Genomic DNA, 14,836 nt, shown 5'->3' on the forward strand with positions numbered 1-14,836 from the left:
CCCTGTCCGCGCCCATAGTGGCCAGTGCGGCGCGCGGAGAGTCCCGGCCGTACGGGCTTGGGAGGTCCTGGATGAGCACGACTGTCACGACGGTTCCGCACTGGGTCGGCGGCGAGGAGTTTCTGCCCGCCGCCTCCCGCACGAGCGAGGTCTTCGACCCGGCGACCGGTGAGGCCACCAAGAACGTGGCGCTGGCCACCGAGGACGACGTCGCGGCGGCGGTCGCCGCGGCCCGTGCGGCGTTCCCGGCCTGGCGCGACACCTCGCTGGCGAAGCGCACCCAGGTGCTCTTCGCGTTCCGTGAGCTGCTGAACGCCCGCAAGGGGGAACTGGCCCAGATCATCACCGCCGAGCACGGCAAGGTGCTCGACGACGCGCTGGGCGAGGTCACCCGCGGTCTGGAGGTCGTGGAGTTCGCCTGCGGTATCGCGCACCTGATGAAGGGCGGAATGACGGAGAACGCCTCCACGAAGGTGGATGTGGCCTCCATCCGGCAGCCGCTGGGCCCTGTCGCCATCATCAGCCCGTTCAACTTCCCCGCCATGGTCCCGATGTGGTTCTTCCCCGTGGCCGTCGCGACGGGCAACACGGTGATCCTCAAGCCGTCCGAGAAGGACCCGTCCGCCGCCAACTGGCTCGCGGCGCTGTGGGCCGAGGCGGGGCTGCCCGACGGCGTCTTCAACGTCGTCCACGGCGACAAGACGGCCGTGGACGCCCTGTGCGACCACCCGGACATCAAGGCGGTCTCCTTCGTCGGCTCCACGCCGATCGCCCGGTACGTCTACGAGCGCGGCACCGCGGCGGGCAAGCGCGCCCAGGCGCTGGGCGGCGCGAAGAACCACATGGTCGTCCTGCCCGACGCGGACCTGGACGTGGCCGCCGACGCCGCCGTCAACGCGGGCTTCGGCTCGGCCGGTGAACGCTGTATGGCCGTCAGCGCCCTCGTCGCCGTCGGGAAGATCGCCGACGAGCTGGTGGCGAAGATCGCCGCGCGCGCCACGGCGCTGCGTACCGGCGACGGGCGGCGGGGCTGCGACATGGGCCCGCTCGTCACGGGCGCCCACCGCGACAGGGTCGCCTCCTACGTCCAGGCCGGTGCCGAGCAGGGTGCCACGCTCGTGGTGGACGGCCGCGAGGTGAAGGCCGACGGCGGCACCGAGGGCTTCTGGCTCGGGCCGACCCTCATCGACCACGTGACGCCGGACATGTCCGTCTACACGGACGAGATCTTCGGCCCGGTGCTCTCGGTGCTGCGCGTCGAGTCCTACGACGAGGCGCTGGAGCTGATCAACGCCAACCCGTACGGCAACGGCACCGCCCTCTTCACCAACGACGGCGGCGCGGCCCGCAGGTTCCAAAACGAGGTCGAGGTCGGCATGGTGGGCATCAACGTGCCGGTGCCGGTGCCGATGGCCTACTACTCCTTCGGCGGCTGGAAGAGCTCCCTGTTCGGTGACACCCATGCGCACGGTGCCGAGGGCGTGCACTTCTACACGCGCGGCAAGGTCGTCACCTCGCGCTGGCTCGACCCGAGCCACGGCGGCATCGACCTGGGCTTCCCGCAGAACGTCTGACACCTCTCGCGGAAAGAGAGCACTCGCGGAAAGAGAGCACCCGCATGACCGAGCCCCTCATCGACACCGCCGCCGCGGCACGCGCGTACGAACTCGACCGCGCCCACGTCTTCCACTCCTGGTCGGCCCAGGCCCGGATCGACCCCATGGTGGTCTCCGCGGCACGCGGCAGCCACGTCTGGGACGGCGAGGGCACCAGGTATCTGGACTTCTCCAGCCAGCTGGTCAACACCAACATCGGGCACCAGCACCCCCGGGTGGTCGAGGCCATCAAGGCGCAGGCCGACCGGCTGTGCACCATCGCGCCGCAACACGTCAACGACCAGCGCTCGGAGGCCGCCCGGCTGATCGCCGAGCTGACCCCCGGCACGCTCGACAAGGTGTTCTTCACCAACGGGGGCGCCGACGCCATCGAGCACGCCGTGCGCATGGCCCGCCTGCACACCGGGCGCTACAAGGTGCTCTCCGCCTACCGCTCGTACCACGGCGGCACGAGCACGGCCATCAACCTGACCGGTGACCCGCGGCGCTGGCCCAACGACTACGGGGCCGCCGGCACCGTCCACTTCTTCGGTCCGTTCCCCTACCGCTCCCCCTTCCACTCCGGCAGCCCCGAGGAGGAGACCGAGCGGGCGCTGCGGCACCTGGAAGAGGTCATCGCCTTCGAGGGGCCCGACTCCTTCGCCGCGATCGTGCTGGAGTCCGTGCCGGGTACGGCGGGCATCATGCCGCCGCCGCCCGGCTACCTGGCAGGCGTGCGGGCGCTGGCCGACCGGTACGGCATCGTCTTCGTCGCGGACGAGGTCATGGCCGGTTTCGGGCGCACAGGACGGTGGTTCGCCATCGAACGCGACGGCGTCGTCCCCGACCTGATGACCTTCGCCAAGGGCGTCAACTCCGGCTACGTGCCGCTGGGCGGCGTCGCCCTCGGCGACCGGATCGCCGACACCTTCGCCGAGCGGCCCTTCCCCGGCGGGCTCACGTACTCGGGCCACCCGCTGGCCACCGCGGCGGCCGTCGCCACGATCAACGTCATGAAGGACGAGGGCGTGGTGGAGAACGCGGACCTGATCGGTGAGACCGTGCTGGGCCCGGGGCTGCGCGAGCTGGCGGAGCACCATCCCTGCGTCGGCGAGGTGCGGGGCATGGGTGTCTTCTGGGCCCTGGACCTGGTCAGGGACCGGGCGACGAAGGAGCCGCTGGCCCCGTACGGCGGCACGAGCGCTGCCATGACGGAACTCGTCGCCGCCTGCAAGGCCGGTGGGATGATCCCGATGACCAACTACCACCGGCTGCACGTCGTACCGCCGTGCACCATCAGCGCCGATGAGGCGCGAGAGGGCCTGGAGGCCCTGGACAAGGCGCTCACCGTGGCCGACCGCCACACGGTGGACGGCTGATCCCCCCCCGGCCTCCTGCGCGCCCACGAATGGCTGAATGCGCGCGCGGGAGGCCGGGACACGCTGTAGTTGCCCGCGAGCACTGCTGGGCGCGCCCCACGTGCGAGGGCGACGCGCCGCGCTTCATCCCCCGCTTCCGGCCGCGCCCGGCGAACAGTCCGCAACGGGCATCAGGACACGGGAAGAGGGCGGAAGGTGGCAGTACACACGGAGGCGACGGAGGCACACACGCCTCAGGAGCCTCGGCAGCGGAAGCCCGGCAACGTCGTGGTCGCGTGGCTCACCACGACGGACCACAAGAAGATCGGCTCGCTCTACATGATCAGCGCGTTCGTCTTCTTCCTGCTGGGCGGGTTGATGGCGCTGTTGATGCGGGCCGAGCTGGCACGCCCCGGCACGCAGGTGCTCTCCAACGAGCAGTACAACCAGGCTTTCACGATGCACGGCACCGTGATGATGCTCTTCTTCGCCACGCCCCTGTTCGCCGGATTCGCCAACGCCATCATGCCGTTGCAGATCGGCTCCCCCGACGTGGCCTTCCCCCGGCTGAACATGCTCTCCTACTGGCTGTACCTGTTCGGCGGGCTCATCGCCATCGCCGGATTCCTCACCCCCCAGGGCGCCGCCGACTTCGGCTGGTTCGCCTACACCCCGCTCTCGGACGCCATCCGCTCCCCCGGCATGGGCGCCGATCTGTGGGTGATGGGCCTGGCGCTCTCCGGCTTCGGCACGATCCTGGGCGCCGTCAACTTCGCGACCACCATCATCTGCATGCGCGCCCCTGGGCTGACCATGTTCCGCATGTCGATCTTCACCTGGAACGTCCTGCTCACCAGCGTCCTGGTGCTCATGGCCTTCCCCGTGCTGGCCGCCGCGCTGTTCGCGCTGGAGGCCGACCGCAAGTTCGGCGCGAACGTCTACAGCGCCGAGAACGGCGGGCCGCTGCTGTGGCAGCACCTCTTCTGGTTCTTCGGCCACCCCGAGGTCTACATCATCGCGCTGCCCTTCTTCGGCATCGTCTCCGAGATCATCCCCGTCTTCGCCCGCAAACCGATGTTCGGATACGTCGGACTGATCGGGGCCACCATCGCCATCGCCGGGCTGTCGGTGACGGTGTGGGCCCACCACATGTTCGTCACCGGGGGCGTACTCCTGCCGTTCTTCTCCTTCCTCTCGTTCCTCATCGCGGTACCCACGGGTGTGAAGTTCTTCAACTGGATCGGCACCATGTGGAAGGGTTCACTGTCCTTCGAGACGCCCATGCTGTGGACCACGGGCTTCCTGGTGACCTTCCTGTTCGGCGGGCTGACGGGCGTGCTGCTGGCCTCCCCGCCGATGGACTTCCACGTCTCCGACTCCTACTTCGTGGTCGCGCACTTCCACTACGTCGTCTTCGGCACGGTCGTCTTCGCCATGTTCGCCGGCTTCTACTTCTGGTGGCCGAAGTTCACCGGCAAGATGCTCGACGAGTACTGGGGGAAGGTCCACTTCTGGCTCCTGTTCGTCGGATTCCACCTGACCTTCCTGGTCCAGCACTGGCTCGGCGCGGAAGGCATGCCCCGCCGGTACGCCGACTACCTGGACGCCGACGGGTTCACCGCGCTCAACACCCTCTCCACCATCGGCGCCTTCCTGCTCGGCGCCTCGACGCTGCCGTTCCTGTTCAACGTGTGGAAGACCTCCAGGACCGCCCCCGTCGTGGACCATGACGACCCGTGGGGGTACGGCCGCTCCCTCGAGTGGGCCACCTCCTGTCCGCCCCCGCGCCACAACTTCCTGGCGCTGCCACGCGTGCGCTCCGAGTCGCCCGCCTTCGACTTCCACCACCCCGAGGTCTCCCAACTCGACCAGGCGGAGTGGGCAGGCCGCCGCGATGCCGTCGAACCCGGCGCGGGCGTCGCACCCCCGTTCGGCCGCGATCAGGACAGGGACTGAGACCGGTGCGCGCCACCGCCCCCACCGCGCGGCAGACCGCGGCGGACATCAACCGGATCGAGGGATACCTGCTGCTCCAGGCCGAGCGCGACGAAGCACAGGCCCAGGCCGAGGCCTTCGCCGCGCGCATGCCCTGGCTCACCGCCGGACAGCGGGACGAGGTCGTGCGCCTCTACACCGCGGACCGGATGGCTCTGACCCGTCGCGTGCTGCACGGCCTCACCGAGCGCTGCGCCGAGCTGCGCGAGGAGTACACCGCCCGCTACCTCCAGCTCCGGCGCCGGGTGCTGGCCCGCGCGACGTTCGCGCTGCTGCTGGGCGTCGCGCTGGTCACCGGCGCGTGCTTTCTCGACGGGCTCCCCTGAGACGGGGCGGGGGCGCGCGCCACGGCGTCGGCGGCCCGGCGGCCCGGCGGCCGGTCGTCAGTTCGTCGGTGTGGCCGGTGGTGCGGTGCCCCTGAGGGAGGGGTGGTTGCGGGCGGAGCGCAGCAGGGTGGCGGCGCCGCGGACGGCCGCGGTGTGCGGTGCGGGGACCGCCGCGACGCGGGCACCCAGCCCCTCGGCAAGACGCGGGGTGATGCCGGGGGACAGTGCGCCGCCCCCGGCCAGCACGACACCCCGCTCGAGCGCGTCCGCGGTGTTCGAGGTGCCGTCCTGCTCGCGCATCGCCCCGACCATGGTGACCACCGCGTCGATCAACTGGGTCGCGGTGGTCGTCTGGTCGAGGTCGCCGGTGCCCAGCGCGGCGCGGCGGGCGTCGAACACCGCTCCCCGGGCCAGCAGCACCGCTTCGGTGAGATGGGCACCGATGTCCACGACGAGCAGCGGGCGGCTCAGGTCGGCTCCGGCGGCCAGCGCGACGGCCCGTGCGGCGGGGATGGTCAGCACGGTGCGCGGCCGCAGGACCTCGACCGCGGTGCGCGCGTCGGTCCTGTAGGCCACCCCGTCCAGCACCGGAGCGGTCAGTACGACCAGGGGCCGGCCGAACCGGGGCAGCCGGCGGCTGAGCATACGGTCGAGCAGCCGGGCCGTTCCCGCTGTGTCCACGATCGTGCCCCGCTGGATGGGCCGGCCGGCCGAGGTGCCGGGGAAGGCGACCGTGGGTACGTCGAGAACGCGCTGGCGTCCCGCCACCAGCGCGCGGGTACGGGCGCTGCCCAGATCGAGGGCGACACCCGAGCACCGCGTGCACAGGGGCCAGACGCTGCCGGGCCCTGTGGGCGGTACCCGGTGCGAGGCGGTCACCGGTCCCCTCTCCTCACCTGCTGGCAGCGGCCGCAGTAACGGGCCTGCGGCACGATCATCAGGCGTTCCAGCGCGATGGCACGCCGGCACAGGTGGCAGGTGCCGTAGCAGCCCTCTTCCATCCGGCGCAGCGCCGCCTCCACGTCGACGAGGACCATCCGGGCGCAGGCGGCGAGCTGGCGGCGGACCTCGGCCTTCGCCGCCACCTGCCGTCCGGGCCGCCGGCCTGCCCGGGGAGTAGGGGTCGCCGCGAGCCTGCGCAGCTGCTCGCGGCGGAAGAGCCGCTGCTCGCGCAGGTTCGCGGCGAGCGTCGCCAGGTCGTCCGCTCCCAGGGCGGTCCTGCGGTCGTCAATGGATGTGTTGTGCACCACGTCACCCCTTGGACAGGGCGTAAGAGTCATCGGAGGGGGGTCGGTCATCTGGAGGACAGAGCGCGGAAGGCCGGGAAGCGGTCAGTTCGCACGGCCCTGGCAGCCGACGCAGAATCGGACATAGGGAAGGATCTCGAGACGCTCGGCCGGAATGGTCTTCGCGCAGGACATGCAGGTTCCGTAGGTGCCGGCGTGCACCCTTCCGAAGGCGGCTTCGATCTCCGCCAGTACGCGCTCGATGGCCTCCTTCTGCACGGACCCGAGGTGTGCGTCCGCGTCGGAGCCGGCCGCATCGAGAGCCTTCAGCTGGGTGAGGCGTGCGTTGCGCTCGTGTTCGAGGCGCTGGCCGGCCTCCTGTGCGGTGAGCCGTGCGGCAGCGGCGGGCCGGGCTGTCTCGAACGACATGGCGGAGTTCCTTGTCTGCGGGTGGGGCGTGGCGCCCGGTCGGTGCTGCGGCACTGCTGTGCCGCCATTCCACCGTGACCGATGCGGGCGGAAAGTCCCATGGGGCGCGGCACCCATATCCGCTGCGGCTCAGCACCCATCTCCACCCGCCCGGGTCGAAGGGCCCGCGCGTCCGCGGGCCTGAGCCGGGGCCATCGGCGCAGGTCCGGCGGGCTCCGGGGGCGAGCGGTTGAGCACTCCGAGCGGGTGGGCGTGCTCCGTGCCCGCACGGCGATGACGGATAGTGGGTGCCGTACCCGCGAAGAAGGAGGCGTGAGCCCGGTGTCACTGTTCTGGCGAATCTTCGCCCTCAATGCCGTGGTGCTCGGCACCGCCACGGCGTTGCTGCTGTGGGCCCCCGTGACCGTCTCCGTCCCCGTGGTGCTGACCGAGGCACTGATCCTGCTGGGCGGCCTGGCCGTGATGCTGGTCGCCAACGCGGCGCTGCTGCGCGTCGGGCTCGCCCCGCTGGACCGGCTGACGGGGCTGATGACGACCGTCGACCTGCTGCGGCCAGGACAGCGGCTGCCCGTTCCCGGACCCGGCGGGATCGCCGAGCTGATCCGCACCTTCAACGCGATGCTCGACCGGCTGGAGAGCGAGCGTGCGACCAGCAGCGCCCGCGCCCTCGTGGCGCAGGAGAGCGAACGGCGCCGGATCGCCCAGGAACTCCACGACGAGGTCGGCCAGAGCATGACCGCCGTGCTGCTGGAGCTCAAGCGGGCGGCGGACCGCGCGCCCGAACCGCTGCGCGAGGACCTGCTGCTGGCGCAGGAGACCACGCGGGACAGCCTGGACGAGGTCCGCCGACTGGCACGCAGGCTGCGCCCCGGGGTTCTCGAGGACCTCGGGCTGGTCAGCGCCCTGACCTCGCTCGCCGGCGACTTCGCCACCCACACCGGGCTGGGCGTACAGCGCCGTCTGGCCACCGACCTGCCGCCGCTGGACTGGGAGACGGAACTGGTCCTCTACCGCATCGCCCAGGAGAGTCTGACCAACGTGGCCCGCCACTCCGGAGCCGACCGCGCCGAGGTGGCCGTGGACCGCACGGACGAGACGGTCGTCCTCTCCGTCACCGACAACGGCCGCGGCATGGGCGTGGCCACGGAAGGCGCCGGCATCCGCGGCATGCGCGAGCGTGCCCTGCTCATCGGCTCCCGCCTGGACATCACCCCCGCCCCCGACGGCGGGACCCGGATCCGGCTGACCGTCCCCACCACAGGAAAGCGCCCCGCCCATGTCTGACAACCCGGTCCGGATCCTCCTCGCCGACGACCACACCCTCGTCCGCCGCGGAGTGCGCCTGATCCTGGACGGCGAGCCGGACCTGAAGGTCGTGGCCGAGGCGGGTGACGGGGCCGAGGCCCTCGCCGTGGCGCGCACCGAGGAGTTCGACCTCGCGGTGCTCGACGTCGCCATGCCCCGGATGACCGGGCTCCAGGCGGCGCGGGAGCTGTCCGCGCTCAAGCCGGGCGTGCGGACGCTGATGCTGACGATGCACGACAACGAGCAGTACTTCTTCCAGGCGCTGAAGGCCGGAGCCTCGGGCTACGTCCTCAAGTCGGTCGCCGACCGCGACCTGGTCGCCGCCTGCCGTGCCGCGATGCGCGACGAGCCGTTCGTCTACCCGGGCGCCGTGACCGCGCTCATCCGCACCTACCTCGAACACGTCCGCCGCGGCGGTGAATCGCCCGACCAAGTGCTCACGGCGCGGGAGGAGGAGGTCCTCAAGCTCGTCGCGGAAGGGCACTCCTCCAAGGACATCGCCGCGCTGCTGTTCATCAGCGTCAAGACAGTGCAGCGGCACCGGGCGAACCTGCTGCACAAGCTCGGTCTGCGCGACCGTCTGGAGCTCACCCGCTACGCCATCCGGTGCGGCCTGATCGAGCCCTGAGCCGCCGGTGCCCCGCCGCGTACCCCCACGGGCTGCGGCGTGCGGCACCCGATCCGACATCACCGTGCGAGTCGGCTGCGAGGGAGGGGGCGGGGAATGAGCCGAACGTCGCGCCCCGCGCCACCGCGTGACCGCGCCTGCCGGGTGCGGGCACTCCTCGCCCTGTTCGCGGCGTTCCTGGCGCTCTGGGCCGGCCTGGCAGGTGACGCGGGCACGGGGAACGGGCCCGGGGGCACGGGGAACGGGCCGCGGCCCGCCCCTGCCGCGCTCGCCTCCGCCACCTGGGCCTCGCCCGAACCTGCGGCCTCGCCCGAACCTGCGGCCTCGCCCGAACCTGCGGCCTCTCCGGCCACCTCGGCCTTCTCCGTGCCCTCGGCCGCGCCCGTCGAGGAGGCGTGCACGCAGCCTGACGAGGAGTGCGCGGCCCCGCGCGCCGCCGCGGCGTGGGCCCACTCCGCCGGCGGCAGGGACCGGCCGCACTCCCCGCCCCATCCGGCGGCCGCGCTCCCCTCCGCGCCTCTCATCCGTCCCGCACCCCCGAGCCCGTGGCCGACATCCTGCGCCGGTGACGTGCCGGACGGAGAACAGCAGCCCACGCACCGGGGCCGCAGCCCTCCCCCTCCTCCAGGCAGCTGAACCTTCCACTTTCCCCACTTCCCCCCTTTCTTCCTTCTGCCGCTGCGCCCTGCCGTGGCCGCGGCATGCCTGTTGGAGATCCCTGTGACGCGTTCCCTGCGCGTGAGGGCGTTGTGCGCACTCGCCGTGCTCGCCCTCTCCGTTTTCATCGCCGCCACCGTGCCGGTCCGCCTCGGACTCGACCTGCGGGGCGGCACCCAGATCGTCCTGGAAACCCGCTCCACGCCCACGGCGGCCGCCGACAGCGAGGCGACCGACCGCACCGTGGAGGTGCTGCGGGGCCGCATCGACGCCCTCGGCGTCACCGAACCCACGCTCACCCGGTCCGGGGACAACCGGATCATCGTCGAACTCCCCGGGGTGCAGGACCCGGAGAAGGCGACCGAGGTGCTGGGCCGTACCGCGCAGCTGACCTTCCACGAGGTGCTCGGCGCCGCCGAGAAGAGCGACAAGAGCGCACAGAAGGGCAAGGATCGCGGCCCGCACCGCGAGCGGGTACTCAAGGACGACTCCGGCGATCCCCTGCGCCTGGCGGCCGCCTCACTGACCGGAGAGGACGTCAAGAGCGCCGACGCCCGCATCGACCAGCAGCGCGGTACGGGCTGGCACGTGACCGTCGACTTCGAAGGCAAGGGGCGTGCCGGGTGGGCCGGGCTGACCGGTCAGGCAGCCTGCCAACCGCCCGGCGATCCCGCACGCCGGGTGGCGATCGTCCTCGACGACAAGGTCATCTCCTCGCCCCAGGTCGACCCGTCGGTCACCTGCCGTACCGGCATCACGGGCGGCTCCACCGAGATCACAGGACGGTTCAGCCACGAGGAGGCACGCGAGTTGGCCCTCCTCATCAACGGCGGGGCCCTGCCCGTGCCGGTCGAGACCGTCGAACAGCGCACCGTCGGCCCCACCCTGGGCGCGGAGGCCATCGAAGCCAGCGCGTGGGCCGCCGTCGTCGGCACCGGGCTGACCGCGCTGTTCGTCGTCGCCGTCTACCGCCTCATGGGGGCGCTCGCCGTCGTCGCACTGGCCTGCTACGGCCTGCTGTCCTACGCGGCGCTGGCCGCTCTCGGCGCCACCTTGACCCTGCCGGGCCTGGCCGGGTTCGTCCTGGCGATCGGCATGGCCGTGGATGCCAACGTCCTGGTGTTCGAACGAGCCCGGGAGGAGTACACGGCCCGTAGCAGGCCCAGTACCCGCACCTCCCTCGCGGCCGGCTTCCGCAACGCTTTCAGCGCGATCGCCGACTCCAACATCACCACCCTCATCGCCGCGGCGCTGCTGTTCTTCCTGGCCTCCGGGCCGGTACGCGGCTTCGGGGTCACCCTGGGCATCGGCGTCATCGCGTCCATGTTCAGTGCCCTGGTGATCACGCGGGTGCTCGCCGAGTTCGCGGCCTCCCGCCGCGCGGTGCGGCAGCGTCCCCGGCTGTCGGGTATCGCGGGGGCCGGAGCGGTACGGGCCAGGCTGCTGCGCCGCGACCCGCACCTGATGCGTCGTCCGCGGCGGTGGCTGGCCGCCTCCGCGGCCGCCGTCCTCCTGGCCACCGCGGGCATCGCCGTCCGCGGCCTGGACCTGGGCGTCGAGTTCACCGGCGGCCGGCTCATCGAGTACACCACCACCGAGTCCGTCGACCCGGACAAGGCACGGGCCGCCCTGGCCGACGCCGGCTTCCCACGCGCGGTCGTGCAGTCCTCCGGGGACGACAACCTCACGGTGCGCACGGACGAGTTGACCAATGCCGAGGAGGAAGAGGTCACCCAGACGGTGAGCGGCCTGGCCGGGGAGGCGGAGAAGCTGCGCGACGAGGTGGTCGGGCCCAGTATCGGCGAGGAACTGCGCCAAGGAGCGCTCATCGCCCTCGCGGTGGCCCTGGGCTCGCAACTCCTCTACCTCGCGGCACGCTTCCGCTGGCTGCTCGGTTCGGCCGCGGTGGTCGCCATGGCGCACGACGTCCTCGTGCTCGTCGGAGTCTTCGCCTGGCTCGGCAAACCACTCGACGGGGTGTTCCTGGCCGCGCTCCTCACCGTCATCGGTTACTCCGTCAACGACTCCATCGTCGTCTTCGACCGGCTCAGGGAGCTGAGCCGGGGCCGCCGCACCGCGCCCTTCCCCGAACTGGCGAACCAAGCGGTCCTCCAGACGCTGCCCCGCACCGTCAATACCGGTCTCGGCGCGGTGTTCATCCTCTCCGCGCTGGCCGTCCTGGGCGGCGACTCCCTCACCGACTTCGCCTTGGCGCTGCTCATCGGGATCGTGGTCGGCACCTGGTCGTCCGTTTTCACCGCCACGCCCCTGGCAGTGACGCTCACCGGCGACACCGGGAAGAAGTCCCGCTCGGCGAAGCCGGTGCGGCGCTCCTGAGCCCGCCCGCCACACCGCACCGCGCCTCCCCTGCCCCTGCTGGAGGGGAGGCGCGGTGGGTTCCGCCGCTCTCTCACACCTCCAGGTGCGCCTCGATCCGGCGCAGCTGGTGCCGCGCCATGGCGAGGTTGGACTTGCCCGCGTCCAGGGCGATGTAGAGGAACAGCCCGTTGCCGCTCTTGGCTCTCAGCAGGCGGATCAGGTGGTACTGCGTGCCGAGGGTGATCAGGATGTCCTCGATCTCGTCCTGGAGTCCGAGGTGTTCCATCGTGCGCAGCTTGGCGCGTACGACGTCCGTGTTCCCGGCGGCGGCGACCTCGAGGTCGAAGCTCTTGCCGCCGCCGACGGTCCCCAGGGCCATGCCGCTGGTGTAGTCGACCAGGGCCACCCCGATCGCGCCGTCGATGCTGCCCATCGCTTCCTTGAGGGAGGCTTCGGTGTTGGCCATGACGCTGTGCTGCCTTTCGTCGGGTGGGTGGTGCGGTGCGCGGGTGGTGGTGCGGTGCGCCCGCACGTCACATCGGTGACGGCGGATTCCGTCTGCGCCGTTCGAGCGGTGGTCTGCGGGGTTCGTCCTCGGGAGGGTTGCGGGCGCCGGCGGGCTCGCCCCCGCCGACGGAAGCCGGGGGCGAGGCCGACGGCGGGAGCGGCGAGTGCCGGGAGGCGGCGAGAGCTTCACCGATGCGACCCGCGGTGCGCCGCCCCTCCAGGTGCAGGCGGCCGACGTTGGCGCGGTCGTCCGCCAGGAGCGTGAGCACGGCGGAAGGGCCCGCCGCGTACGTGGCGACATACCCCAGCTCCCCGTGGATCAGCAGCTCTCGGAAGGCGCCGCGCCCGGTCGCCTCGTTCATCCGGAAGGCCAGCCCCAGCGCGGCGGCGGTGAGAGCGGCCAGCGGTTCCGCGTCTGGCCGCTGCTCGGCCTGCGCGGCCTGCGCGGTCCGTCCGGTCGGCGCGGGCCGCGCGGGGCCGAGGGCCTCGGCGAGGACGAAGCCGTCGACGGTGGCCGCCAGCGCCCCGCCGATCTGCGGAACCCTGGCCAGCAGCCCGTACAGTTCCTCGCTCACGCCCGGCTCTGCCGCCACGAGCACTCTCCTTTCGGCGCGCTGCCGGAACCTGCTGATCACAGCGCCTCCAGTGCGTCCCTGAGCCTGCGCAGCAGCGCGACGTCCGGGTCGGGGAACACGGCGGGCGGCGCCGCCACCTCGGCCCCCTCCTCCGGAGCGCCCGAGGGCGGTTCAACCGCCGTGGCCCGCGCCGGTTCGGCCACCGTGGTCCGCGGCGGGGCGATCCTCGGGTCGGAGGGCGGAGCGCTCTCCGCGGCCGGCGGCGGGGCGGCCTCCGGTGACCGGACGGGCACGGGCTCCACGGGCCGGGCCGAGGTGTCCGTGCGGGCCCCGGCGCCCTGCGGTACGACCAGTCCCGCGGCCGCCAGTCTGCGCAGATCCACGAGGGTGTGGAAGGCGGGCCGGCCCAGGGCCCGCGACAGGTCGGTGGCGTTGCGCACGCCGTCGGCCAGTTCCAGCACCGCGAGGCGCCGGGCGGGCACCAGCCCTGCGCCGCCGCCCGCCGCCGTGCGCACCGGGGCCCCGGACGCGGCCGGCCGCGTGACGGTGCGGGCCACCGCCGCGGTCGGTACGGGCGGCAGGACGTCCAGGCGGGCGTCGGGCCAGATGCGGTCGAGGAGCGCCCGGCGGCGCGCCGTTGCCCGTTCCGCTGCCGCCAGAGTCACAGCACCGGCGCCGCCGCCTGGGGTGTCCTCCAGCCAGTGCCGCACCCCCTTGCGAAAGCGTCCAGGACCGCCTGCGGACTCCAGCACGAAGAACGCCGCGTCGTACAGCGCCAGGCGTGCGCACAGCTCCAGCGTCCCGCCCGGCACGTGGCCCGCCTCGACGAGGCTCCGTATCGCGTGGGTGTCCACCTCGGCGGGTGGGGCGGGGTCCGAGGGGATGACGTCCGGTGGGGCCGCGGGGTGGTGCCGGCCCGTGCGGGAGGGAAATCCGGCGCCGGTGAGCAGGAGTTCGAGCACGGGCGCCGCCGGGCTCTCCGCGTGTGCGATCCGCCCTTCGACGAGGAAGAGGGTGCCTCCTGCCCGCGTGAAGGCGCCGGTGGCCCGTTCCTGGGCGAGCCGGTGCAGCATCGAGGGGGCGCTGGTGCGGGGTACGCCGTCGGGCGGAGGGACGCAGTGAGCGGGGACCGCCGGGGCTCGCTGCTCCTCGGGGGCGGGGACGCCGCCCGCTCGGCGGGCCTGCGCCGGCCGGGGGCGGGAGGGGCGCTGCCGGCCGGGCTCGGGCGGCACCCTCAGCAGTGGTGCGGCCGCGGGCCCGAGGACGGGGACGGGCAGTGGGACGGCGTACCGCATCACAGCACCATCCGATCCGCTATCTCCCCGAGCCGGATGCGCGCCAGTGCGAGGTTCCCCTCGTCGCGGGCGAGCCACAGGTGGAGGAAGAGGGTGCCTTCGAGCGCGCCGGTGAGGAACCGCAGCAGGTGGTAGCTGTCGCTGTTCGTCGCGATGACGTCCTCGACGGCCGGTGCGCCGTCGCGCTCCTGCGGGGTCGGTGCGGCGAGCGGTCCGAACGAGCGGTTCTCGGCGACCATGCGGGCCAGTTCGGCCGTCTCGCAGGCGGCCGCCTCGTGGTCGCCCCCTGGCGCGTCCCCCGCGACCCCCAGTGCCAGTCCGCTGATCCAGTCGACGACGGCGGCACTGCGCGCACCGGGTAAGCGCATCACCTCGAGCAGGCATGCGTCGATTCCGGACACGCTGTACCCCCTCCCCGGAACGGCACGGAACACCAACGGCACGGCAGCGCCCTCCCCTGCCGCGCCACGCGAACGACGGTTGGTACCGCCCGGACACGGACGGTGAGGCTGACGCTACGCATGCGCATGCCAGGGGTCGCGCGTTCCGGCAAATTCCACTGGAACATGCCAGGAGTACACGCAAAATGACCGGCGAGCTTTCGGAACTGACCGCTCAGTG

The 14,836-nt window shown here is 72.3% G+C and carries 15 protein-coding genes; 8 read left to right on the forward strand and 7 right to left on the reverse strand.

Going from position 1 to position 14,836, the window contains the following annotated elements; genetic code table 11:
• Positions 1 to 71 precede the first annotated feature (71 nt).
• From MMF93_RS02150 to MMF93_RS02165, 4 genes are all read left to right on the forward strand, one after another.
• Entirely contained in the window at positions 72 to 1,574 is a 1,503-nt protein-coding gene (locus tag MMF93_RS02150) for a CoA-acylating methylmalonate-semialdehyde dehydrogenase (protein WP_242749035.1), read from the forward strand.
• 44 nt (positions 1,575 to 1,618) lie between these two features.
• Positions 1,619 to 2,974 carry an aspartate aminotransferase family protein gene (locus tag MMF93_RS02155; RefSeq protein WP_242749038.1) on the forward strand — a complete coding sequence of 452 codons (1,356 nt, stop codon included), beginning with the start codon at positions 1,619 to 1,621 and terminating at the stop codon, positions 2,972 to 2,974.
• A 195-nt stretch (positions 2,975 to 3,169) separates the two neighbouring features.
• On the forward strand, positions 3,170 to 4,909 hold the full coding sequence (gene ctaD / locus MMF93_RS02160; protein ID WP_242749041.1) for an aa3-type cytochrome oxidase subunit I: 1,740 nt from the start codon (positions 3,170 to 3,172) through the stop codon (positions 4,907 to 4,909).
• A gap of 5 nt (positions 4,910 to 4,914) precedes the next feature.
• Complete coding sequence (locus MMF93_RS02165; RefSeq protein ID WP_242749044.1) at positions 4,915 to 5,274, forward strand: hypothetical protein; 360 nt, start codon at positions 4,915 to 4,917, stop codon at positions 5,272 to 5,274.
• Positions 5,275 to 5,331: 57 nt separating this feature from the next.
• On the opposite strand, the gene MMF93_RS02170 is transcribed toward MMF93_RS02165, so the two are convergent.
• The 3 genes from MMF93_RS02170 to MMF93_RS02180 all read right to left on the reverse strand — a co-directional run bounded on the left by MMF93_RS02170 (position 5,332) and on the right by MMF93_RS02180 (position 6,929).
• Entirely contained in the window at positions 5,332 to 6,153 is an 822-nt protein-coding gene (locus tag MMF93_RS02170; protein ID WP_242749047.1) for a rod shape-determining protein, read from the reverse strand.
• Complete coding sequence (locus MMF93_RS02175) at positions 6,150 to 6,524, reverse strand: TraR/DksA family transcriptional regulator (RefSeq protein WP_242749049.1); 375 nt, start codon at positions 6,522 to 6,524, stop codon at positions 6,150 to 6,152. The genes MMF93_RS02170 and MMF93_RS02175 overlap by 4 nt, the downstream gene beginning before the upstream one ends.
• A gap of 81 nt (positions 6,525 to 6,605) precedes the next feature.
• A complete protein-coding gene (locus MMF93_RS02180) occupies positions 6,606 to 6,929 on the reverse strand; it encodes a TraR/DksA C4-type zinc finger protein (RefSeq protein ID WP_242749051.1) in 324 nt (107 codons plus the stop codon).
• Positions 6,930 to 7,250: 321 nt separating this feature from the next.
• Here MMF93_RS02180 and MMF93_RS02185 point away from each other — a divergent pair, with 321 nt between their 5' ends.
• The 4 genes from MMF93_RS02185 to secD all read left to right on the forward strand — a co-directional run bounded on the left by MMF93_RS02185 (position 7,251) and on the right by secD (position 11,856).
• On the forward strand, positions 7,251 to 8,213 hold the full coding sequence (locus tag MMF93_RS02185; protein WP_242757196.1) for a HAMP domain-containing sensor histidine kinase: 963 nt from the start codon (positions 7,251 to 7,253) through the stop codon (positions 8,211 to 8,213).
• Positions 8,206 to 8,862 (forward strand): response regulator, encoded by a 657-nt coding sequence (locus tag MMF93_RS02190; RefSeq protein ID WP_242749053.1) that lies wholly within the window; start codon positions 8,206 to 8,208, stop codon positions 8,860 to 8,862. The genes MMF93_RS02185 and MMF93_RS02190 overlap by 8 nt, the downstream gene beginning before the upstream one ends.
• Before the next feature lie 96 nt (positions 8,863 to 8,958).
• Positions 8,959 to 9,498, forward strand: a complete 540-nt coding sequence (locus tag MMF93_RS02195; RefSeq protein ID WP_242749055.1) for a hypothetical protein — start codon at positions 8,959 to 8,961, stop codon at positions 9,496 to 9,498.
• A gap of 84 nt (positions 9,499 to 9,582) precedes the next feature.
• Positions 9,583 to 11,856 (forward strand): protein translocase subunit SecD, encoded by a 2,274-nt coding sequence (gene secD / locus MMF93_RS02200; RefSeq protein WP_242749057.1) that lies wholly within the window; start codon positions 9,583 to 9,585, stop codon positions 11,854 to 11,856.
• A 73-nt stretch (positions 11,857 to 11,929) separates the two neighbouring features.
• Here the strand turns inward: secD and MMF93_RS02205 are convergent, their stop codons facing one another.
• The 4 genes from MMF93_RS02205 to MMF93_RS02220 form a co-directional block, all read right to left on the reverse strand.
• The gene (locus MMF93_RS02205; RefSeq protein WP_242749059.1) at positions 11,930 to 12,304 is read right to left on the reverse strand and encodes a hypothetical protein; all 375 of its coding nucleotides are present in this window, start codon (positions 12,302 to 12,304) and stop codon (positions 11,930 to 11,932) included.
• A 67-nt stretch (positions 12,305 to 12,371) separates the two neighbouring features.
• The gene (locus tag MMF93_RS02210) at positions 12,372 to 12,938 is read right to left on the reverse strand and encodes a roadblock/LC7 domain-containing protein (protein ID WP_242749062.1); all 567 of its coding nucleotides are present in this window, start codon (positions 12,936 to 12,938) and stop codon (positions 12,372 to 12,374) included.
• A gap of 38 nt (positions 12,939 to 12,976) precedes the next feature.
• Complete coding sequence (locus tag MMF93_RS02215; protein WP_242749065.1) at positions 12,977 to 14,215, reverse strand: hypothetical protein; 1,239 nt, start codon at positions 14,213 to 14,215, stop codon at positions 12,977 to 12,979.
• Entirely contained in the window at positions 14,215 to 14,616 is a 402-nt protein-coding gene (locus MMF93_RS02220) for a hypothetical protein (protein WP_242749067.1), read from the reverse strand. Before MMF93_RS02220 ends, MMF93_RS02215 begins: the two co-directional genes overlap by 1 nt.
• Positions 14,617 to 14,836: the final 220 nt, after the last annotated feature.

Origin of the sequence: Streptomyces tubbatahanensis, from assembly GCF_022699385.1 — a bacterium.
Taxonomy (GTDB): domain Bacteria; phylum Actinomycetota; class Actinomycetes; order Streptomycetales; family Streptomycetaceae; genus Streptomyces; species Streptomyces diacarni.

What these genes read in the sequence shown, in the direction of transcription:
- MMF93_RS02155 (WP_242749038.1), top strand. Translation starts at nt 1,619, where the DNA reads ATGACCGAGCCCCTCATCGACACCGCCGCCGCGGCACGCGCGTACGAA.
- MMF93_RS02190 (WP_242749053.1), top strand. Translation starts at nt 8,206, where the DNA reads ATGTCTGACAACCCGGTCCGGATCCTCCTCGCCGACGACCACACCCTC.
- MMF93_RS02215 (WP_242749065.1), bottom strand. Translation starts at nt 14,215, where the DNA reads ATGCGGTACGCCGTCCCACTGCCCGTCCCCGTCCTCGGGCCCGCGGCC.
- MMF93_RS02205 (WP_242749059.1), bottom strand. Translation starts at nt 12,304, where the DNA reads ATGGCCAACACCGAAGCCTCCCTCAAGGAAGCGATGGGCAGCATCGAC.
- MMF93_RS02180 (WP_242749051.1), bottom strand. Translation starts at nt 6,929, where the DNA reads ATGTCGTTCGAGACAGCCCGGCCCGCCGCTGCCGCACGGCTCACCGCA.
- MMF93_RS02195 (WP_242749055.1), top strand. Translation starts at nt 8,959, where the DNA reads ATGAGCCGAACGTCGCGCCCCGCGCCACCGCGTGACCGCGCCTGCCGG.
- MMF93_RS02150 (WP_242749035.1), top strand. Translation starts at nt 72, where the DNA reads ATGAGCACGACTGTCACGACGGTTCCGCACTGGGTCGGCGGCGAGGAG.